The sequence below is a fragment of the Nocardia sp. NPDC047648 genome, assembly GCF_040642815.1.
Classification (GTDB): Bacteria; Actinomycetota; Actinomycetes; order Mycobacteriales; family Mycobacteriaceae; genus Nocardia; species Nocardia gamkensis.
Genome location: NZ_JBEYSX010000010.1, coordinates 133814 through 155166 on the forward strand (window position 1 = coordinate 133814; position 21353 = coordinate 155166).

The following is a 21353-nucleotide window of genomic DNA, read 5'->3' on the forward strand; positions in this document are numbered from 1 at the left end:
GATCAGCGGAGTGCACGGATCAGCGGAGTGCACGGATCAGCGGAGTGCACGGATCAGCGGAGTGCACGGATCAGCGGAGTGCACGGATCAGCGGAGTGCACGGATCAGCGGAGCACACAGATCAGCGGAGCACACAGATCAGCGGAGCACACAGACCAGCGGAGCACACGGACGAGCGCGCACGAGCAGAGATCGCAGAAGGTGAAGAGCGCGCCCGGGTGAAGGGCACGTACGAACGAAAGTCGCGAAAGGGGCAGGGCGCGAGAGGGCGAGGGTGCGAATGGGCGCAGGGGCAGCGATGGCGGGCAGTGGGGTGGGCATACAACACGAGGATGCGGCTGTGCCCGCGATAAGCAAGTCTTCTGAATGGACAGGCAGTCGGGCCCGAAGTGGTTGCCCTCCCCCGGAGCAAACGCCACGCTGGAGAATGGTTGTTTGCCGGCGGCGCAACCAGCGCACCCAGTCGCGAACGGTAGGCCATCTGCGGGCGCTGCGTGCGCAAGCTTGGAGACTGCGGCACACGATGATTCACGTGAAACATCGGCTGTGTGGTGATGAGCAGACGGCGGAACCGTAGTGGCTGATACCTCCCTTCAACTCGGATCGTCGACGGCCGATCTTCCGTTGGCGATGCGGCTGCGTATGCTCCAGCCTTCCCGGCGTAGCACTTCTCCGCCTCTGCCACACTCGATCGCTGCCGCATCCCAAGCGGAACGCCGATGGCTTAGTACAGCGCGCAATGGAGCACTCGCCCGTTTCCGCTCAGCAGCCCCAGCACGACGCGAGCACGATTCAGGCACCCGACACCGGTGCACTCCCAGGCATAGTGGAATCCCCTGTCCGTGATCGCCATCGGCCGCTGCAACGTTCATCGCTTCGTCGTCCGCCACCTTCGTGACCTGGCGGCGGCCCATCCCGCAGAACGAAGAAGCATCCGCTGGAGGGGAGAACGCTCGTCGAGGCGGCCGCAAGCAGGCTGGCCAAACCGTCGCTGCATCCCAGCTGTCCGGACTTCGATGCTCAGTCCGCCGCGTCGGGTCGAACCGCCCCGCCCCTGATTCGCGGCCAATGTTTCATGTGAAACAGCGCGCGTGGCGGAGTGAATTCGTGCGGATTCGCGTGTCGCTTTGCGCCTCGCCGCGATTCAGCTTTCTTAAACCGCTCAGTGCTGGCAAGCTAGTGACCGTCGGGCGTGAGCGTAGGTGCCACGGAGGGATCTGGTTGTCACAGCGGCGAGGAGCTCCGCTCGGTCGATCGGGCGCCGCGGACCCGGTTGTGCATCGTGTTCGATCCGACAAAGGCTGTTGCTGGCACGGCGCCGATCTGTCCTATCGCGCGTACGTGTTCTGAAGTTTCTCGGGTTAGGAGCTGTCTATGTCGAGCGGTCCGGCGAATGTTTCACGGGAAACAACGTCGCGCGTGCCGGGGATGCTGGACTCCAGCAATTTCGACGCGGAGGCATTCGGAAATACGCCGTTCGGGCACATCTCCCCCAGTGAGACCCCGATCGCTGCCGAAGCGCAACGTGCAAGTCAGGTCCTCCATCCAGGAAAGGTGACTGTGCCGAAACCGCACGAGCAACGCATCATCACGATCGCCAATCAGAAGGGCGGGGTCGGGAAGACGACCACCACCGTGAATCTGGCGGCTGCCCTGGCGCATCAGGGGATGACGGTTCTCGTGATCGATCTCGACCCGCAGGGCAATGCCAGCACCGCCCTGGGTATCGAGCACCATTCGGGCGTCCCCTCCAGCTACGAGTTGCTCATCGGCGAGGTCTCGGTGAGAGACGCGATCCAGACGAGCCCGCACAGTGAGCGTCTCCTGTGCATCCCCGCGACCATCGATCTGGCGGGCGCCGAGATCGAACTCGTGTCGATGGTGGCCAGGGAGGGTCGGCTGAAAGCCGCGATCCAAGAGGCGAACATCGCCGGATACGACATCGATTACGTGATGATCGACTGCCCGCCTTCCTTGGGTCTGCTGACCGTGAACGCGCTCGTCGCGGCGAAGGAGGTGCTGATCCCGATCCAGTGCGAGTACTACGCGCTGGAGGGCGTCGGTCAGTTGCTCCGCAATATCGGACTGGTGCAGGCGCACCTGAATCCGGAACTCCACGTCTCGACCGTGATCCTCACGATGTACGACGGTCGCACCAAGTTGGCCGACCAGGTCGCCGAGGAGGTCCGCGGGCACTTCGGCGATGTCGTGCTGCGGTCGGTGATCCCGCGCAGTGTGAAGGTGTCGGAGGCGCCGGGTTACGGCATGACGGTGCTCGATTATGATCCAGGCTCCCGGGGCGCGATGAGCTACCTGGATGCCGGACGCGAGATGGCGGCCCGCGCGGTCCCGCGCGTCGCCGCGACGAAGTCGGCGGAGTGACTCGCCGGGCCGGGTCGGCACCCGGCACAGTCCGGTTTGGTGGCGGAACGAGGAAGGGGTCGGTAGACCTATGAGTCAGGCGAAGAAGGGTGGGCTCGGGCGCGGTCTCGCCGCGCTGATTCCGACGACACCGACGGCCGCTCCAGGCCTCAGCAGCGCCGCTGCGAGTGTCATCGGTCTGGATCCGGTCGGGCCGCAGCCCCCTTCCACCTATCTGCATCGGGTACCGGATCCGGCCGACGACGCCGAACTCGAGGCCGGCGGAGCCATCTACCGGGAGATCCCGCCGGACCAGATCGAGCCGAATCCGAAGCAGCCGCGCACGGTCTTCGAAGAAGACGCCCTGGCCGAGCTGGTGCATTCGATCCGCGAATTCGGTCTGATGCAGCCGATCGTGGTGCGCCGGACCGAGCCGGGCGTGGACCGCTATCAGCTGGTCATGGGCGAGCGGCGCTGGCGAGCATGCCAGGAAGCGGGCCTGGCCGCCATTCCCGCGATCGTCCGGGAGACCGCGGACGAGTCGATGTTGCGTGACGCCCTGCTGGAGAACATCCACCGGGTGCAGCTGAACCCGCTCGAAGAGGCGGCGGCCTACCAGCAGCTGCTGGAGGAATTCGACGTCACCCACGAGGAATTGGCATCGCGAATCGGCCGCTCTCGACCGGTTGTGACGAATATGATCCGTCTACTGAAGTTGCCGATCCCGGTGCAGCGCCGGGTCGCGGCGGGCGTACTGTCCGCCGGGCACGCGCGAGCACTGCTCGGACTCGAAGCGGGTGCGGACGCTCAGGAGGTGCTCGCCGCCCGAATCGTCGCCGAGGGACTCTCGGTCCGGGCCACCGAGGAAGCTGTCATGCTGGCGAACCGAGAGCAGGACGCGGCCGCGCCCTCTCCCGTCGTCCGTCGCAAGCCGATCGAGATGCCAGGCCTACAAGCCGTGGCCGATCGGCTGTCCGGCTCCTTCGACACCCGGGTCCTCGTGAGTATGGGCAAGCGCAAAGGCAAGATCGTCGTCGAGTTCGGGTCGGTCGAAGACCTCGAAAGGATCGTCGCCCTGATGGAGCAGAGCGCGCCCCAGGTGTGACAGAAGTGACGAAATTAAACTTGTGTTTTCGATAGGTAGCGGGTTCCCGGCCGAAACGTCACTGTGACGGCGGGGTTTCGCGCGGTCGTGGAGCGCGGGTCGCTCCCGGCGAAGCGACACAAGTTCTTTTGACCAACAGCACAGCGACATGGAATGAGGCGGGTTCCCCTTGATCGCTTATTCTTGCTGGCGAGCAGACTTTGATGCGACGTGAGCGTGGATGAATCGGACAGCTGGAGGCTGAGCAGAGCGGTGTCGACCAGCGTCACAGCACTAACCCTCGGCGGACTGGAAAAGCTTCCCGCGCATGCGCGGCGCTGTGTCTTCTGGGAAATGGACCCCGCGGTGGCGGAGGACTCGCGTAATTTCAGCGATCCGGTGTTCGAGAAGGAAGCCTGGCTGTCCACGGTCATGCTGGAGTGGGGTTCGTGCGGACAGGTGGCGAACGTCGACGGCAGCGTCGCCGGCTGTGCCTTCTACGCACCGCCGAGGGTGGTACCTCGGGCCGCGCTCTTCCCCACCTCCCCCGTAAGCCCGGACGCGGTCCTGCTGACCACGCTGCGGGCCGAATTTCCGTATCAGGGCGTCGATGTAGCCCACCGCCTGGTCCAGGCCGTGGTAGCCGATCTGGTGCGCCGTGGCGTGCGCGCTCTGGAAGCGTTCGGTATCCGTACCGACCCTGCGACGCAGGCACTCGCGGAGCGATCCGGCTCGATGACCTTGCTCGAGCGGATCGTCGCGCCGATCAAAGGGGCGGGCGCGACGACCGAGTGCTCGCCCGAGAGCTGCATGATCGATGCCGACTTCCTGGAGGATGTCGGCTTCGAGGTCGTGGCCCAGCACCACCGATTCCCCCGCTTGCGGTTGGAACTCGACTCCGACCACGGCTGGAAGGAAGACGTCGAACGGGCGCTGGATCAGCTGCTCGCGGCGGCATCGATGACCGCGCCGACCCGCATCGGGGCGCGCTGACACAAACGCCGAAACGCCCCCTGCCGAGGAGTCGGAAGGGGGCGTTTCGTTGCGAGAAAGCCGAGGCTACATACGGTCGGCGGCGGCCAGTTCTTCGGCCAGCAGCTCGGCGAACGTGTAGGTACCGGTCGGCTGGTCGTCCTGTCCGAGCAGGTACAGCCGCTTCACCGAGATCAAGATGGCTTCGGCGATCACGTCGCGCATACGCGGGTTGGTGAGCACCGAGGCATCGTATTCGTTGGTCAGATAACCGATGTCGACCTGCACGGTGGGCATCTTGGTGAGACGCAGCAGATCCCAGGTTCGCGCATGGGTTCGGCAGTCCTGCAGAGAGGTTCGGGCGACGACCTCCCGCTGGATGAACCCGGCCAGCACCTGCCCGATCATGGACACCGAGCCGTGCGAGTTGCCGAAGTAGAACCCGGCCACACCGTTGGCCAGCGGGCTCGGGTTGGTGGCGCAGCGCAGCGAGATCATCAAGTCGGCGTCGAAGGCGTTGGACGTGTCCGCGCGTTCGGCGTCGGTGGGATTGGCGCCCCACGGACGCGACAGGAAGGTCTCCATGCCCGTGGCCGCCATCCGCCCTTCCAGACGGCTGGCCAGGTCCCACAGGATTTCCGACTCGTAGACCTCACCGTATTCGGAGGGCACGGCGCAACCCTTGTCGGGACCACCGAGACCCGGATCGATGACGATCCGCTTGCCCGTCAGCTGGGGCCCCGCCCGGTGCACCACCTCTTCCTCGGCGATCCGGTGCGGATTGCCTCCGGTGACCCTGGCGCCGAGCAGATCCAGCGAGCGCAGGGTGTCCGGACCGCAGATGCCGTCGGCGGACAGCCCGATCTCCCGCTGGAAAGCGGTCAAGCCGTCATGGGTGTGCGGACCGAAGTAGCCGTCGACACGGTGCACGTAGAAGCCGAGGTCCTGCAGCCTGCGCTGAAGCGTGGCCACATCGTCGCCGTACAGCGGCGCGGACAACTGGTAGATCAGCGTGCGCGCGCCGAGCCGGTAGGACGCTTCCTTCAGTGCCCGGTAGGTAGCCGGGCCGACCACGCCGTCCACGAGCAAGCCGCGATGCTGCTGGAATGCGCGAACCGCGGAGTCGAGGTGGTGGTCGAAGGAGACCTCGGTGTCCTTCCAATACTCGCGCGTGTCCGCGTGGTCGGTAGCGATATGCGCGTGTAGGAACCCGAGGCTTGCCAGGGTGCTCCGAACCTCTGCTACGGCTGGACCGGAATCGCCGTGACGAAGTCGGTGCATGCGTGAGAGCCCTTTCCTTCCGTCAAACCCGCGGGTACCCACTCATGCGATGGGATACACCTTCGCACGACCGGAACGTCGGTCGATTGTCTCAGACCCGGACCGGGTTTCGACAATCCCCGGGTCCAGGCATCGTACGGCGCGTCGTCGGATCGCGCCGTCAGATGACGTCTTCGAGTTCGCGCAGAAGAGCCGCTTTGCCCTTCGCCCCGACGATCTGCTTGACCGGCTTACCGCCGCGGAACAGCATCATAGTGGGCAGCGAGAGGATCTGATAATCGCGGGCGGTGCTCGGGTTGGCGTCCACGTCCACCTTCGCGACGGTCAGCTTGTCCGCGTACGCGGCCGCGATCTCCTCCAGGACGGGCGCGACCATCTTGCACGGTCCGCACCAGTCCGCCCAGAAATCGACGAGGACGGGCTTCTCACTCAACAGCACATCGTCGGCGAAGGACGCGTCGGTGACGGTGACCGTGTTGGCGGACTCGGGCATGGGTGTTCTCCTTGCGATACAGCGAGATGAAAGGTGTTGCTCGTTCGCGCGAGCTCAGTTGGCGGGGACGGTTACCGACTCACCCGCGTGGGCGAGGGTGTTCGCGGTGATGTCGCCCTGGTCGGCCAACCAGCGCTCGGCGTCGATGGCCGCCCGGCAGCCCGTGCCCGCGGCGGTGATCGCCTGGCGGTAGGTGTGGTCGACGAGATCGCCTGCGGCGAAGACGCCGGGAATCTCGGTGGCGGTGGTCGGGTGCTGCACCAGTACATAGCCCTCGTCGTCCAAGGCGACCTGGCCCTTGACGAGTTCGCTGCGCGGGTCGTGGCCGATCGCGACGAACAGGCCGGTGGCGGCCAACTCGGAGGTCTCGCCGGTCCTGGTGTCGCGCAGGGTCAGGTGGGTGACGCTGGTCTCACCGTGCACCTCGACCACTTCGGCGTTGAGCGCGAACTTGATCTTCTCGTTCGCCTTCGCCCGCTCCAGCATGATGCGGGAGGCGCGGAACTCCTCGCGGCGGTGCACGATGGTGACGCTGGCGGCGAACTTGGTGAGGAAGGTCGCCTCTTCCATCGCGGAATCGCCGCCGCCGACCACCACGATGTCCTGGCCCTTGAAGAAGAAACCGTCGCAGGTGGCGCAGGCGCTGACACCGCGGCCGAGCAAGCGCTGTTCCCCCGGAACGTTCAGGTAGCGTGCGGCCGAGCCCATGGCGAGGATAACGGCGTAGGCCTCGAAGGTTTCCCCGCCGACCACGACCTTCTTGATCGGGCCGGTCAAGTCGACGGCATCCACGTCCTCGGTGCGGATATCCGCGCCGAACCGCTTGGCCTGCTCGCGCATCTCCTCCATGAGATCAGGGCCCATGATGCCGCCGCGGAAGCCGGGGAAGTTCTCGACTTCGGTGGTGGTCATCAGCGCGCCGCCGAACTGGGTCCCCTCGAACTGCAGCGGTTGGAGCTCGGCACGGCCCGCGTAGACGGCGGCCGTGTAACCGGCGGGTCCGGAGCCGATGATGATCAGGTCGCGAACTGGCGTGCCGGTGTCGTTTCTTTGCTCGCTACGCTCGCTCATGGGGCCCTTCCGGGAAGATTCGATCGGACGTGTCGGTCAACAACAGGGTAATGGCTGTTGTTCCCGGCTTGTCCGGGTCACACCCGTGTGCGTGGCGCAGATCGCAAGGTCAGCCGATGTCCTGCAATGCCTTGCGCTGTGGGTCGCCGGTGCCGCAGCCGGTGCCGACCACCAGCGCGGTGATCTTGGGCGGCTGCGGGCCGTTGAGCAGGATGAGCACCGCGTTGCCGCCCTGGAATCTGATGTCGGTCGAACCGAGCACGGTGCGGTCGAGACCGTTCGCCCGGACACAACGTTCGAGCGCTTCCGGGCCCGCCAGCGATCCGGTGACATTGTTCCTGCCGAGCGCGCTGAGGGCCATGGTGGCGCTGAGATCGTCACCCCAGTCGTCGTTCACCGGCGTCGGTTGTGCCGTGGGCGCGGGGGCATCGCCGTCGAAGGACGTCGAGAACCAGGCACCGGCGCCCGCCACCGTGACGATCGCCGCGGCCGCCGCCGCGAGCCAGCGGGATCTGCCGCGCCGATGCTCATCGAGAACCACCGGCGCGGTATCGGAAACCTCTGCTGCCGCAGCGGATTCGCGCGCCCGGGCGGGGGAAAGCTCGTGAACCGTGGCGTTCTCCGCGGGCGGTTCCAGTTCATCGATGAACAGAGCGAGCCGGGCCGCCACGTCCTCCGGCATCGAATGGATGATGTGCTCATCCCGGCCGAGAGCACGCAACTCGGTGGTGACCTCGTCCAACGCGTCCAGGTACCGCACTGCCTCCGGGTCGCGCGAGACCGCGGGCCACAGCTGCTCTTGCTGCGCCGATGTCACATTGTCGGCATGCAGGTCGGCCAGCAATTCGGGCGTGAACGGAGGCTGCGGCACCGACCGGGTAGCCATCGCACCTCCGTTGTTCGCATCTGACATCGCGGGGATCCCCTCGCCGACGGGACCTGCCTCTGAATCGTTCAGTGGTTCGTCACTATTAATGACGCATCCCAACTACCTCCGGTTCCCCGGATCACGCAGATAATCCAATTGCTCTTTCAGCCGCTGCCGCCCGCGCGCGCACCTGCTTTTGATCGTTCCCTCCGGTACACCCAGCAACGCGGCCGCCTCGGCCACGCTATACCCCTCCATATCCACCGCGACCAACGCCGTCCGCTGCTCCGGCGGCAACGAGAACAACGCACGATCGACGACCATCGACATCTCTACCGCCGCCATCTCATCGCGCTCATCCCTCGGCTCGGGCATCGACTCCGGCGACAAAGACAACGCGCGCCTGGTCTTGTTGCGACGAATCCGATCCAGGCACGCGTTCACAACGATCGCATGCAACCAACTCCGCACCTGGGACTCTGCCCGAAACGCCCCCGCGGTGCGATGCGCCGACAACAACGCGTCCTGCAACGAATCAGCAGCGTCCTCACGCGTATACGACGTGCGCAACGCCGTCTGCCACAGATGATCGTTATGCCTGCGCAGCAACTCGGCGAACGCATGCCGCCGACCACTCACATGCGCCTGCAACAACTCCACATCGGTGCACTCACCGAGCACGAGGGAACGCTCGTGACACATCACCGGCCGCGACGCCCCCCTGCCCAGCTCCTCGTTCACTTCGGACGACAATGCCAACCCCTTGGACGGCCCTCACGGCGGCAACGGGCATGGTTGACCATCACCGAGATCTCGCAGCATCCAGGGCTGAAACGCCCGCACCTGGAACTCCCCTGCTGAGAGCGCTCCAAGATCATATCGTCCGTAACGTTTTGGCAGCAACCAGATGAGCGGCCGGCGTACGGCGGAATACGCGACGATCGACGTCGCGCAACGAGTGGCCCGCACGAAGGAATGTGCGGCAGAGGTGGAGCCGGGCTAGGGCGCGGCGTCGAAACGGATGTCGGCGATAGCCGTCTGGAACTGTCCTCCGGAATTCCCCAGTCCGGTGATCCAGACGAGAACGTAACGTGCGGCTTGGTCGGCGCGCACCGGGATGTCGGTGACGCCGTTGTCCAGCCGGGCGGAACCGATCAGCTGGGTCTGATCCAGCGTCGGCGAGCCGGTGGGCGAGGTGCGGATCTCCACCGACGTGCCCGCGCTGGGCGAGTTGATCGAGACATTCGTGAGCTTGGCGGGGGCGGGCAGCGTGGCCAGCAGCCCGACCCCCTTCTTGAGCGCCGGGAACTGCTGGAAGTACTGATCGGTGCGCCACTGGGTGCCCGGATCGTTGTCCAGCACCGCCTGGACGTTGGCCACGCCGTCGGCGGTGCCCTCCGGGGAGAACACCGACACCCCGGTCACCGGAACCGGCACACCGGTCGACGTGAGGTTCGGGCCCGCGGCCGCCGGCGTCGGAACCGGTTGATTGTTCGTGGTCAGGCCGATATTGCGCTGTTCGTTCAGCGGCGCATCCGAAGCGGTCGGCGCGAAGAAGCTGACCATCCACCAGATGACGACGCCGACCACCAGCGCGGCGAGGATGCCGAGACCGACCATGATCCACATCATCCGCTGCGAGCGCTCGCGTTCGGCCGCGAGCAGTTCGGGATCGGCGAGCGAGTCGTCCATGTTCGCGGGCGCGCGTTGGCCGAGCCGGAGCACCGGAATGAAATCGGTCTTCTGATCGACCACCGACGCCTGTTCCAGGACATGCTGGACCGTCGCCGCCGTCCGCACGCCCTTGTTCGACTCCAGGGAGCGCACGGCGACCGCGGAGATCTCGAACGGCACCTCGGGACGGATCTGGCGCGGCTCCACCGGAGTGCCGTCCGGGCCGAAGTCGGCGAACCGGAGCCCGCCGACGGTCGCCGCGGATCCGCTGACGCCGCCCGAGCGGATCGGCCAGCGGGCGGTGATCAGCGCATACAGCATCGCGCCGAGACCGCGCACGTCGGACTGCGCGTCGGAGTCGGACAGAGTGCCGGGGAAGGCGAGCACCGCATCACCCGAGGCGCTGATGCGCACCCGGTCGGGATGATCGATGGACAGCGAGCCACCGCCGCGGTGAGCCAGCTCGGCCGCCGAGGCGAGGGCGCGGATGGCCCGCGCCGCGCCGATCGGTGACGGCACCGTCTCGGCCATCTCGCGCAGCGAGCGACCCGGCGTCCACTCCGCCACCACGATGCCGCCGGAGCTACCGCGCACGACGTCCAGAACGCGGGCGAGGCCCGGCGAGTTGATCCGGCCGAGGCGCAACGTCCGGGACAGGATCGCCTGAGGACCGTCCTGCCCGGAGTTCTCCGTCGCCTTCTGGTCGGCGTCGACGAAGGTCAGCGCGACCTCGCGATCGAGTTTGATATCCAGCGCCTGCCAGAACTTCAAGCCGCGGGCGCCGCCGTGGCCCGCCAGCAGACGGTAACGCCCGCCTGCCACCGAAGCGCCCGGAATGAGCTTGGGGCCGCGCGGAATCCGCCGTGCACCCAAGTTCTCGCCGCCCATCGGCGGCATCTCCGGCGAGCCGACCGGGATCATCCCGGTGTCGTACATCGGATCCCTTGGCGGCAGCTGATTCTCCTGCGGTCTCGCCGCGTCCTGTTCCGGCGGAGCCGTACCCGGCTCCTTGTTCGCGTACGCGGGATCCAACGGCTCCCCCGCGGTCGGCGGTACATCGGTGGACAGTCCGCCGGGCGTGGTCGCAGAAGAATCGGCGGCCGGGACGCCGCCCACCGCGTCGTCGCTCACCCTCGGTCCTCCTTCGCCCTGATATGTCGAGGTTCCGGCGAATTCGCCACTTGTGCTTCTCTGCCGAACAGGGTACGGGAACTCACCCATGCCGGTGCGGTCAACGGCATCGGCTCGGATTACCGGCAACACCATGGTCTGGGCGTCCATGTACGGATCGAACCGCGGGTACGCCAAGTAGGGGTCGGGCCTGCGGAGCACCTGCGTGACATAAGGATCTTCGACCGGGCTCTCCAGGTCGAGATCCGGCGCGGGCGGGGTCCAGCCGAGCCGCCGGGAGATGGCCACGGTGATCGCCACGATCTCCGGGATCCCGGCGAGTCGCATCAGGCCGAAGGCCACCGCGAACATGACGACCGCCGTGATCGCCACCCGGATCAGCGATCCCGGGCCGTGGAAGGACGCGGTCAGTCGATCCAGGCCGAGTACCCGATCCACGATCCACATCACCGCGCCGCCCGCGAGTGACGCAAGCACGACACGGGTCACTGTGCGGCCGACATTGGCCATCCGGAGATCACCGAGGCTGCGGTGCAGCAGCCAACCACCCACCACGGCGCCGACCGTGAACCCGAGGCCGTTCGCGACGCCGAGCGCGATCACCACGTGCTCCGCGTCGGTGATCACCGGGGCCAGCGCGGAGAAGACGATCTTGGCGGCGGTGATGCCGAGGATGATCCAGGTCGGAATCCACGCCTGCTCCCTGGCGTAGAACACCCGCAGGTGGATCAGCACCAGCGAGTACGGGATCAGCGCGAACGCCGACCAGCTGACCGCGAGGCCGAGGCGTTCGGCGTCGGAGCCGAAGTTGCCGTAGCCATAAAGCGCTTGCCCGACCTGGGGACCGGCCAGCGTGAGGAAGGTGACCACGGGGACCAGCGCGATCATGGTCAACCGGGTGGCGGCGGAGAGATCGTCGACCACCGCGGGCGTGTCGTCGGCGGCGGCGTTGCGGCTCAGCCGCGGCATGATCGCGGTGAGCACCGTGACACCGAGCACGCCGTACGGCAATTGCAGCAGCAGCCACGCGTTGTTGTAGATGGCCGGACCCGCCGCGTCGGCATGCGACGAGATCCGCGTGGCGAACACGAAGCCGGCCTGGCTGATCAGCACGTACAGGATGATCGCCGCGCCCATGCCGCCGAACTGCTTGAGGCGAGCGTCGACCCCCCACAGCGGGCGCAGGTCGATGCCCGCCCTGCGGATGGCCGGAAGGAGGCTGACCGCCTGCACCACCACGCCGACCGTGACGCCGACGCCGAGCACCAGCAGCTTCGGGTCGCTCATGCGGACCGGATCCAGCGTGATCTCGCCGGGCATGAGGACGTACAAGCCGAGCACTGTGAGCACGACCACGTTGTTCAGCACCGGTGCCCATGCGCCGGGCTTGAACATCTGCCGGGTATTCAGGATCGCGGTGAGCAGCGCCGACATGCCGTAGAACAGGATCGCGGGCAACAGCAGGAACGCCAGCGCGGTGGTGAGCGCGGTGTTGACCTTGCCGTCGTCGGACAGGAAGACATGGGTGGTCAGCACCGGCGCCGCTGCCGTCGCCAACAGCGCGGCGGTGGCCAGGACTACGAAAGCCGCGGTAACCAGGCGCCGGACGAAGGCTGCACCACGATCCGGATCCTCCTGTTCCGCGCGCACCAGCGTGGGCACCACGATGGCGGTGAGCACGGCGCCGAGCACCAGTTCCGCGATCATGTTCGGAATCTGGCTGGCTACGGTGAACGCGCTGGCGATGGCCGGGCCGAGCACCGTCAGCAGCAGCAGTTGCTTGCCGAATCCGGTGATCCTGCTGATCAGCGTCGCGAACGCGATCGATCCCGAGTCGCTGAGCAGCCGGGAGTTCGCGCTCTGCTTGGCTTCGTCCGCCTTCGGCGGCTCCGCGGTGTCGGTGGCCGCGGGCCACTCCCTGGTCCGCGGGCGATCCGGTTCGGCGGGGTCGTGCCGGACCGGGCCGGCAGGCCGTTGCCGCGGCGGTGGCGGGAATTGCTGTGGCTGCGGCGGGGCGTAGCGCGGCGGCGGCACGCGGTCGGACTCCGGCGTGGCGACCGGGATCGGCCCGGAGCGGGGCGGGCGCGGCGCGGCGGGGATCGGACCCGACTGCGGGGGCCGAGGCACCGCCGGGATGGCGCCGGATCGAGGCGGACGCGGCACGGCCGGCATCGCGCCCGACTGCGGCGCGCGTGGTGGCGCCTGCCGAGGAGCGCCGCCGGGAGGGCCGGAAGGCGCAGGTCCCGGGCGAGCCGGACCGGGCGGAACCGGGCGCGGTTGACCGGGCCCCGCCGGTGGCGGCGGAGCGGGATACTGCCGTGGGTTCGGGTTGGGCACCGGGCCGGGGCGCGGCGGTGGCGGCACGGGCGGCCTCGGCTGCGCGCCGGGCGGTGGCGGCGGAGGCATGCGCTGACCCGGCCGCGGCTGCGGTGCGGCCGGCGGACGACTGATCCGCGGCACCAGCGGTGCCTGTTCGTCGTTGTACGGGCCGCCGTTCACGTCCGGATGGTCGGCTTCGGCCGGAGCCGGGCCGCGTTCCCACGGCGCGACCGGCGCTCGGCGCACCGGCGGACCGTCGAACCGGTCGCTTGGTCGAGGGCGATGAGCCGATATGTCATCGTCGCTCATCATGCCTCCTGTACCAGCCGGGATATCCGCACCCCCATCGGTGCGGTGAGCCGCGGCTCGCCGCAAAGTTTCGCCGTGGTCGGCGAACATTCTGTCAGTGGCTCCCGTCCGGACCGGACCGGCTCGGGAACACCGTGATTGTCCTCCACCGTGCCACACGACACCGCACTGCACCACATCAATGCAGGTAGCAGCGGTTTTCGTGACCGGATCGAAGCGGGATCGCTCACCGCGTCTCCTGCAACTGCTCCTGCTCTTGTTCCTGCGCCCGCAGCACGCGCAGGCGCGCACGCCGATAGCGGTTGACCCGGCGCCTGGTGCCCGGATCGAAACCCTCGTCGGCCGGATCCGGCTGTCCGCGGAACCGGCGCCACAAGCGGCGACCGGCCAGCAGGAGCAGCAGGAGTGCGGCGCATCCGGTAATTATCGCCAACGCCTTGCCGTAGGCATTCGAACGCACCGAGACCTGGGTGGGATTGCCGAGCGCGACGCCCTCCGGTGTGGTGAGCGAGATCGGGATGACCAGGTTGCGGCTGTCGCTCACCTCGGTCGGGACCTGGAAGGAGCGCGACCCGTTCGCCGGGAGTTGCTGCTCGCCGGGATCGGTGATCTTCGTCTCGGCCGGCGCCTCGATCCGGAATCTCACCCGGATGGCCACCGGCAGGTCGTTGCGCGCGACCAGCAGCAGTGGGCTCTGCTCGGAGGCGAGCGTGTACACCCCGCCCGGCGGTAGCACGGTGACCGAGCGATAGAGCTTGTCCATCGTCCGTGTGTTCTGGTCCAGCCGCCGCTGGGCGAACGTATCCGCCGGCGCGGCATCGCCGGCACGCCGATCGGAGAGGCTGAGCACCCGCAGCAGATCGTCGCGCAGCGGCGTGAGGAAGTCGTGCGGCGTCGGTTCGGCCTCCGGCACGTCCACCAGCGCGCGCATCATCTCGGTGATTCGACGGCTCTGCTCGCGCGCGGGCGGCAGGAACCGGTCCGGCACCGCGTCCTGCGCGGCCTGCGACAGATAGTCCAGCGCGTAGGGCTGCGGGTCCGGCGGCAACGCCACCAGATCGTGGAACGGCCGCGCGGTGGCGAGATTGCCGCGCAGCAGCTGGTCGACCTGACGCAGCAGCGCGGTCGCCTCGTCCCGGTTGGCACCCCACTGTTGTGGCGGGACCAGCAACAGCGAACGGCTCGCCTCCGGGTGCAGCGCGCTCCACGAAATCGCCCCGAGAGCGTCCTGCAGGCGGGCCGCACGCGAGTCGTTGGTGACGTCGTAGCGGACCCGGGACGGAGTGAAGGGCGGGGTGGGCGGATTGGAGCCCACCGCGGCGAGCGCCGTCGCGGACCAGATGTCGAAAGTCACCGCGTGCAGCGCCGGGTCGGCGGCGGGAGCGGGTGAACCCGCGGCCGGCGGCGCCGGACTACCGGTGACCTGCGGTGCTACCGGTGTGGCTGGCTGGATCGCGGTGATCTCGGGCAGCCGCACCACTTCGGGGGCGACCGGGTCCGCGGTGGCTCCCGCCTCGCTCGCACCGGCCGGGGTCTGGTGGCTCTCACTACTCGACTGCGCCCAGTTCACGCTGTCCTGCGCAACCGCCGCCGTCGAGGCGAGCACTGCGGTGCTGAAACCGTGGCTGCGCAACAGCCGGCCCGCGCCTTCGTCGATGCTGCCGGAATCCGGCAGGCCGACCCCGCGCACCGACCGGGTGGAAAGGATCGAGTCGATGATCTCGGCCGGTTCGCTGATCGCGCGCGCGGACAGTGCCGGATCGTTGACCGCGGCCAGCGCGGTGAGATCGACCTGCGCGAACGGTAGCGCCACGGTGCACATCGATCCGGCCAGCGCGCGCAGCCGGTCCAGCCAGGTCTGGGCCTGTTCGGCGCCCGCGCCCGCCCTGGTCGCGCCGTCCGGGTCGGACGGGCTGGCCAGCACGCGATAACCCCTGGTCATCGCGCGCACCGTGAGCAGCAGGTCTGGGTCGACGGCAAGGCACACGGCCGAAGCCAGATCGGCGTTGCGGCCCGCGCCCGGGCTCAACGTCCCCTCCAGCGCGGCAAGCAGTTGATCGAGACGTCCGCCCTTGCCGAGCGAAGCGGCCAATTCGTCGTCGGTGAGCTCCACCTTGCCGTCCACGCTGCCCGGATGGCCCCCGACCTGCCTGGGCCGGTCGGCCAGCGGCCACAGCAGCGTCGTCGCCACCGGGGCGTGGGTGGGCGCGGTCACCGACGGGGCCTCTTCACCCGCGACGGGCGGCACGCCGAGCACCGGCAGCAGGAACCTGGCGTCGTCGAGCCTGGCCTGCGTGCCGTAAGCGGGTTCGCCGTTCACGTTCAACAACAGCGGGTAGACGCCCGGTTCCGTGATGCCCAGCGACGTGGCGCCGCTCTCGGAGCGCAACGGGATGCTGAGCGTGAACTGCTTGCGCTGCCCCGGATTCAACCGCTGCGCGACATCCTCGAAATCGCCGTTCACGTCATAGTTGACCTCGTCGAGGCGCAGCGTGGCACGCAACCCGGCGGGCGCGGTGATCGCCGCCGCCCGCTGGACGCGGATGCTGACGTCGTCCACCACACGGTCGCCGATATTCGTGACCGTGCCCGAGACCGTCAGCACCGAATCGCTGCCGGTGGTCACCGTGGTCGGCGTCACCGAGTCGAGAGACAGCTTCAGGAATTTGGGATTCGTCGAGGCGCCGGACCCGGTAGGTTGCGCTGCGGCCGAGGCGGAATCGAGCAGTGGCAGCGTCGTCACCGGGCCGATGATGGTCAGGACCGCCACGAAGATCCGGAACAGTCCACGCGTCATCGCTTGCCGGTCTCCATCCGGTCGATCAGCTTGTTCGCCATCTCCGCCAGCCGCCGCTCGTCGGCGTAGGCCAGCCGAGAATCCAATTCACTCAACGGGACCCAGGCGACCTGGGTCACTTCCACGTCGGCGTCGGACAGTTCACCACCGACCGAACGCAGCAGATAATGATGCACCGTTTTGTGTACCCGCCGACCATCGGTCACGAACCAGTAATCGATGCTGCCGAGTTCGGCGACCACGACACCGTTGATGCCGGTCTCCTCGGCGACCTCGCGGATCGCGGTCTGCTCGGCGGTCTCACCTTCTTCGATATGTCCCTTCGGCAGCGACCACAGTAACCGCCCGCGGCGATCGGTGCGCCCGATGAGTGCCGCACTGCGCGACTCCCGAGGACCGTCCAAGCCGTCGACGACGAGTCCGCCCGCCGAGGTCTCCCGCACCGTACGCATCCGCGGCTTGGCGGCATTGGCGGCATTGGCGGCCGAACCGCGGCGCCGAGGCTGGCGGCGTCGACTGTTCGCACGATCGGCCGGAGACACCTGGCAATCCTACTGTGTTGAATTTGCCGCGACTGCGTCGCGGCGTGTTCGCGGCCCCCTTATGGCTCGCGTCTGCCCGACCGCCGCTGGCGACTTCGTCGCGGACGCGACGGCCGCGCAAACGCGAGCCGGGCCGCGAACGGCGCATGCTCGGTCTCGCTTCGCTCGAAACCGGGAGCTGAGGTGCGCTGGGCGCGTCGGTATCGGCGTTCGGGACTTGGGCACGGCTGGGACCGGATCGTCGAGGGCGACTGGTACTGGTGTTCGTGGGGTAGCGGTTAACCGCACGGATCGGTGGTTGTGTTGCTTCGGTCGGAATCAGTGGCGACTCGGTCTCGCTTCGCCGGGAACCGGGGGTTGAGGTGCGCTGGGGGCGTCGGAATCGGCGTTCGGGACATGGGACACATGGGTGGGAGCGGATCCTCGAGAGCGACGACCGGTACTGGTGTTCGTGGAGGAAACGGTGGCTGCTCGGATCGGGGATGTGTTGCTTCGGTCGGTGTCAGGGGTTGAGGTTCGATGTTGCTTCGCTGGAAAGACGTCGTTGGGGCGCGCTGGGGGCGTTGGTCTCGGCGTTCGGGACGTGGGTTGGGCCCGCTGCTGGGCGCGAATGGTCGAGGGCGACCGGTACTGGTGGTTCGTGGGGGAAACGGTGGCTGCTCGTATCGGTGGTTGTGTTGCTTCGGTCGGCGTCGGCGGTTGAGGTTCGGTGTTACTTCGCTCGAAAGACGTGGTTGGGGCGCGGTGGGTGCGTCTGTACTCACGTTCGGGGCACGTGGATGGGAGCGGATCGTCGAGGGTTGATCGGTACTGGTGGTTCGTGGGGTAGCGGCGCCCCGCTTACAGCTGACTGTTCCTCATGCGGACGACCTGGGATTCAGAGCGCGGACACGCTGGATGCTCGGTCATGTGTACGGCCGCTGGATGGCTCGCGGCCGGGCGCGGCGAGTTTTCGGCTTGTTCGAGATCGGCGGGTGGTACGGAGCATCGGCAGTCGGAGGTGCGCGGCGCTCACGGCGGCTGACCGTGAGTCGATCCGCGAATCGTGAATCGCTTTTGGGCGGTGACCACTGGGTGCTCTCTGTGGGGTTGGCGGCAAGCGTTGTTCTTCGGCTCTGCGTGGCGCGTGGGGGTGGATCGCGCGGCTGGTTGCGCGGTCTTCGGATGCCGCTGGCTGGGTTGATATCGGTGTCCTTATATATCTGGGCTGCTGCGTGGGCCTGCGGCGCGATAACCGTTGTCGTGGCTCGGTAAGCTGCTGCTTCGTGGTTTCGCCGAAGTCGCAGGACGCTGCGCTGGATAGACGTACCCGATTGCTGGCCGCCGCGGCGGTGACGCTCGGGGGGCTGGCGGATGTGCTGACGCCGCTGGGTGAGATGTTCGCGGCGCGGGGGCACGAGCTGTACCTGGTCGGCGGGAGCGTGCGGGACGCGGTGCTCGGCCGGTTGGGGACCGATCTGGATTTCACCACCGACGCGCGGCCGGAGGTGGTGCAGGACATCTTGCGCGGCTGGGCCGACCATCTGTGGGATACCGGCGGCCTGGCCTTCGGCACGGTCAGCGCGTCGAAGGCCGGGCAGCAGCTGGAGATCACCACGTTCCGCGCCGACAACTACGACCGGGTGTCGCGCAACCCCCAGGTGACCTTCGGCGACTCGCTCGCCGAAGACCTGGTGCGCCGGGACTTCACGGTGAACGCGATGGCCGTGAAGATCGGAGCGGACGGCGCGCTGGAGTTCGTCGATCCGCTCGACGGCATGACCGCCCTGCTCGAAGGCGTGCTGGATACGCCTGCCGCGCCGGAGGATTCGTTCAACGACGATCCGTTGCGCATGTTGCGCGCCGCGCGCTTCGTCTCCCAGCTCGGCTTCGAGCCGCATCCCCGGGTGCGGGCCGCCATCACCGCGATGGCCGGCCAGATCGACCGCATCACCGCCGAGCGGGTCCGGGTCGAGCTGGACAAGCTGATCGGCGGCGCGCATCCGATCGACGGCATCAACGTGATGTGTGAGACCGGGCTGGCGCAACGGGTGCTGCCCGAGGTGCCCGCGATGAAGCTGGAGATCGACGAGCATCACCAGCACAAGGACGTCTACTGGCATTCGCTCACCGTGCTGGAGCAAGCGATCGACCAGGAGGAGGGCGACCCCGACCTGGTGCTGCGCTGGGCCGCGCTGCTGCACGACATCGGCAAGCCCGACACCAAGCGCAACGAGCCGGGCGGCGGCGTCAGCTTCCACCACCACGAGGTGGTCGGCGCGAAGATGGTGCGCAAACGGATGCGGGCGCTGAAGTACCCGAAGCAGTTCACCGAGGACGTCGCCCGGCTGGTGTTCCTGCATCTGCGCTTCCACGGTTACGGCAAGGGGCAGTGGACCGACTCCGCCGTCCGCCGCTACGTCACCGACGCCGCGGAGCTACTCCCCCGTCTGCACAAACTCGTCCGCGCCGACTGCACCACCCGCAACAAGCGCAGGGCCGCCGCGCTGCGCGCCACCTACGACGAACTCGAGGTGCGGATCGAGCGGTTGCGCGAGCAGGAGGATCTGGCGAAGGTTCGTCCGGATCTGGACGGCAACGCGATCATGGAACTGCTCGGCCTGCCCCCGGGGCCCGAGGTGGGCCGGGCCTGGCGCCATCTGAAGGAACTGCGGCTCGACCGTGGCCCGCTCGATCGGGACGAAGCCGAGGCGGCGCTGCTCGAGTGGTGGAAGACGCAGAGCTGAACAGGTCAGAAGACGATCAGGGTGGTGCCCGCCAGGATCGCGGAGCGCATCTGGGCGAGATCGAACGACCCGGAGATCTCCGGCAGTTCGACGCGGAATCGGATCAGGTCGTCCTCGCGCTCGGCACGCGCGATCCGCGCGTCCTTGGGCAGGTGTTCGAGCGGTAGGACGGGAACGTCGATCATGCGGCGCGGAATGGGCACGCCGAACCAGGTGACCCGGCGTATCTCGATGCGCAGCCGGTTGTCCGCGACCGAGGCGTCCACCAGGGCGGTGACCAGCCGTCTGCGGTGCCTGGCTCGGATCAGCCCGCTGCGGTGCACGTCGAGGTCCCAGTCCAGCGGCTGGGTGTTGAGCCACCCGACCAGCGCCGCCGTGGTGACGGTGCCCACGAGATCGAGCCGGGCGGTGCGCACCTTGGTCGGCACGCCCGGAATCAGGCGGACGCCGTGGGCGATCACCGTGACGGACTCGATCGGATGATCGTCCCAGCTCAGCCGCGACAGCACCGTCTTGGTCTGGAAATGCGCGCCACGGCGACGCACCTTCAGCACCTGCAAGGTGGCGTGCAGGTCGTGGCCGAGCAGTGTCGCGCTGACCTCTTGGCCGCCGAACCGGCTCAGGATGCCCTCGCTGAGCATGGTCATCAGCACGTCGGGCAGCAGCGCCGTGACGGTGCCCGCGCCGAGGTCGGCGACCGGATCCATCCAAGCCGTGCTGAGCGCGACCCACTGCTCCAGCCAGGATTGATCGAACAGGCGCTTTCCGAGATCGACGGCCCGCAGCGGCGACCAAGACTTCGGATCGAAATACGTGGCCATGATTGGAACGAGCGTACTTGGCGCGGGGGCTCGAACCGGCGCGCTGTGACCCAGGTCGCGCGGAACGAGTGTCCTTGCCCGGGGCGAGGCTCGAGCACGAGAATCGAAGGGCCGTCTGTCACGCACTGCTGGGAGGACGCACATGGCGCTGGATCTGAACAGTGATCTCGGCGAGGGCTTCGGACCGTGGACGATGGGCGACGACGCCGCCATGCTCGACATCGTCACCAGCGCGAACATCGCCTGCGGATTCCACGCGGGTGATCCCGCGATCATGCGCAGGACATGCGCGCTCGCGGTGCGCAAGGGCGTGCGGATCGGCGCCCACGTCGGTTACCGCGACCTGGCCGGTTTCGGTAGGCGAGAGATCGCCGTCGCGCCCGGAGAGTTGCGCGACGAGGTGCTGTATCAGATAGGCGGCCTCGACGCTTTCGCGAAAGCCGCCGGGGATCGGGTGCGCTACGTGAAACCGCATGGCGCGCTCTATCACTCGGCAGCGCGCGATCGGGAATTGGCCGACGCCGTCCTGGCCGCGATCACAGAGTACGACCCGCGGCTGGCCCTACTCGGCCCGGCGGGCACACATTTGGAGACGGCGGCGGAGGCCGCCGGAGTGCGCTTCGTCGGCGAAGGTTTCGCCGACCGCGCCTATACGGCCGAGGGTTCGCTGGCGCCGCGCGGTACGCCCGGCGCGGTGCTGGAGCCGCGGGACGCGGTCGCCCAAGCGATTTCGATAGCCGAGTCGGGAATCGCGCGGACGGCCGACGGCACCGGTGCGGTCGCGGTGCGCGCCGCCAGCATCTGTGTGCACGGTGATTCGCCCGCGGCGGTGGAGATGGCCCGGCGCATCCGAGCCGCGCTGGACGAAGTCGGCGTGCCGGTGGAGCCGTTCGGCTGAGGCCGG

The 21353-nt window shown here is 67.8% G+C and carries 14 protein-coding genes; 5 read left to right on the forward strand and 9 right to left on the reverse strand.

The genetic code is table 11. The annotated features are described in order from the left end of the window. Positions 1–1374 precede the first annotated feature (1374 nt). From ABZ803_RS21680 to ABZ803_RS21690, 3 genes are all read left to right on the forward strand, one after another. Positions 1375–2382 (forward strand): ParA family protein, encoded by a 1008-nt coding sequence (locus tag ABZ803_RS21680; RefSeq protein WP_083864147.1) that lies wholly within the window; start codon positions 1375–1377, stop codon positions 2380–2382. A 70-nt stretch (positions 2383–2452) separates the two neighbouring features. Beyond that, entirely contained in the window at positions 2453–3466 is a 1014-nt protein-coding gene (locus tag ABZ803_RS21685; protein WP_357041013.1) for a ParB/RepB/Spo0J family partition protein, read from the forward strand. A gap of 252 nt (positions 3467–3718) precedes the next feature. Further along, entirely contained in the window at positions 3719–4438 is a 720-nt protein-coding gene (locus ABZ803_RS21690; RefSeq protein ID WP_357041326.1) for a GNAT family N-acetyltransferase, read from the forward strand. 66 nt (positions 4439–4504) lie between these two features. Here the strand turns inward: ABZ803_RS21690 and ABZ803_RS21695 are convergent, their stop codons facing one another. From ABZ803_RS21695 to ABZ803_RS21730, 8 genes are all read right to left on the reverse strand, one after another. Beyond that, positions 4505–5698, reverse strand: a complete 1194-nt coding sequence (locus tag ABZ803_RS21695) for an N-acetylmuramoyl-L-alanine amidase (protein WP_357041016.1) — start codon at positions 5696–5698, stop codon at positions 4505–4507. A gap of 160 nt (positions 5699–5858) precedes the next feature. Next, complete coding sequence (gene trxA / locus ABZ803_RS21700) at positions 5859–6191, reverse strand: thioredoxin (RefSeq protein ID WP_040871372.1); 333 nt, start codon at positions 6189–6191, stop codon at positions 5859–5861. Positions 6192–6245: 54 nt separating this feature from the next. Further along, positions 6246–7262 (reverse strand): thioredoxin-disulfide reductase, encoded by a 1017-nt coding sequence (gene trxB, locus ABZ803_RS21705; RefSeq protein ID WP_357041019.1) that lies wholly within the window; start codon positions 7260–7262, stop codon positions 6246–6248. 109 nt (positions 7263–7371) lie between these two features. Further along, positions 7372–8148: a hypothetical protein gene (locus ABZ803_RS21710; RefSeq protein ID WP_357041022.1), complete on the reverse strand. Its 777-nt coding sequence runs from the start codon at positions 8146–8148 to the stop codon at positions 7372–7374. A 102-nt stretch (positions 8149–8250) separates the two neighbouring features. Beyond that, entirely contained in the window at positions 8251–8832 is a 582-nt protein-coding gene (sigM, locus tag ABZ803_RS21715; RefSeq protein ID WP_357041329.1) for an RNA polymerase sigma factor SigM, read from the reverse strand. Positions 8833–9129: 297 nt separating this feature from the next. Next, positions 9130–13563 carry a lipid II flippase MurJ gene (locus ABZ803_RS21720; protein WP_357041025.1) on the reverse strand — a complete coding sequence of 1478 codons (4434 nt, stop codon included), beginning with the start codon at positions 13561–13563 and terminating at the stop codon, positions 9130–9132. A gap of 226 nt (positions 13564–13789) precedes the next feature. After that, entirely contained in the window at positions 13790–16360 is a 2571-nt protein-coding gene (locus ABZ803_RS21725; RefSeq protein WP_357041028.1) for a DUF6049 family protein, read from the reverse strand. Continuing rightward, the gene (locus ABZ803_RS21730) at positions 16357–16902 is read right to left on the reverse strand and encodes an NUDIX hydrolase (RefSeq protein WP_357041030.1); all 546 of its coding nucleotides are present in this window, start codon (positions 16900–16902) and stop codon (positions 16357–16359) included. The genes ABZ803_RS21725 and ABZ803_RS21730 overlap by 4 nt, the downstream gene beginning before the upstream one ends. Before the next feature lie 1265 nt (positions 16903–18167). Between ABZ803_RS21730 and ABZ803_RS21735 the strand changes: the two genes are divergently transcribed. Then, a complete protein-coding gene (locus ABZ803_RS21735) occupies positions 18168–19628 on the forward strand; it encodes a CCA tRNA nucleotidyltransferase (protein ID WP_357041033.1) in 1461 nt (486 codons plus the stop codon). A gap of 5 nt (positions 19629–19633) precedes the next feature. On the opposite strand, the gene ABZ803_RS21740 is transcribed toward ABZ803_RS21735, so the two are convergent. After that, on the reverse strand, positions 19634–20449 hold the full coding sequence (locus ABZ803_RS21740) for a hypothetical protein (protein WP_062966861.1): 816 nt from the start codon (positions 20447–20449) through the stop codon (positions 19634–19636). A 142-nt stretch (positions 20450–20591) separates the two neighbouring features. Between ABZ803_RS21740 and ABZ803_RS21745 the strand changes: the two genes are divergently transcribed. Then, positions 20592–21347, forward strand: coding sequence for a 5-oxoprolinase subunit PxpA (locus ABZ803_RS21745; RefSeq protein WP_357041036.1), 756 nt, complete (start codon positions 20592–20594; stop codon positions 21345–21347). Positions 21348–21353 lie beyond the last annotated feature (6 nt).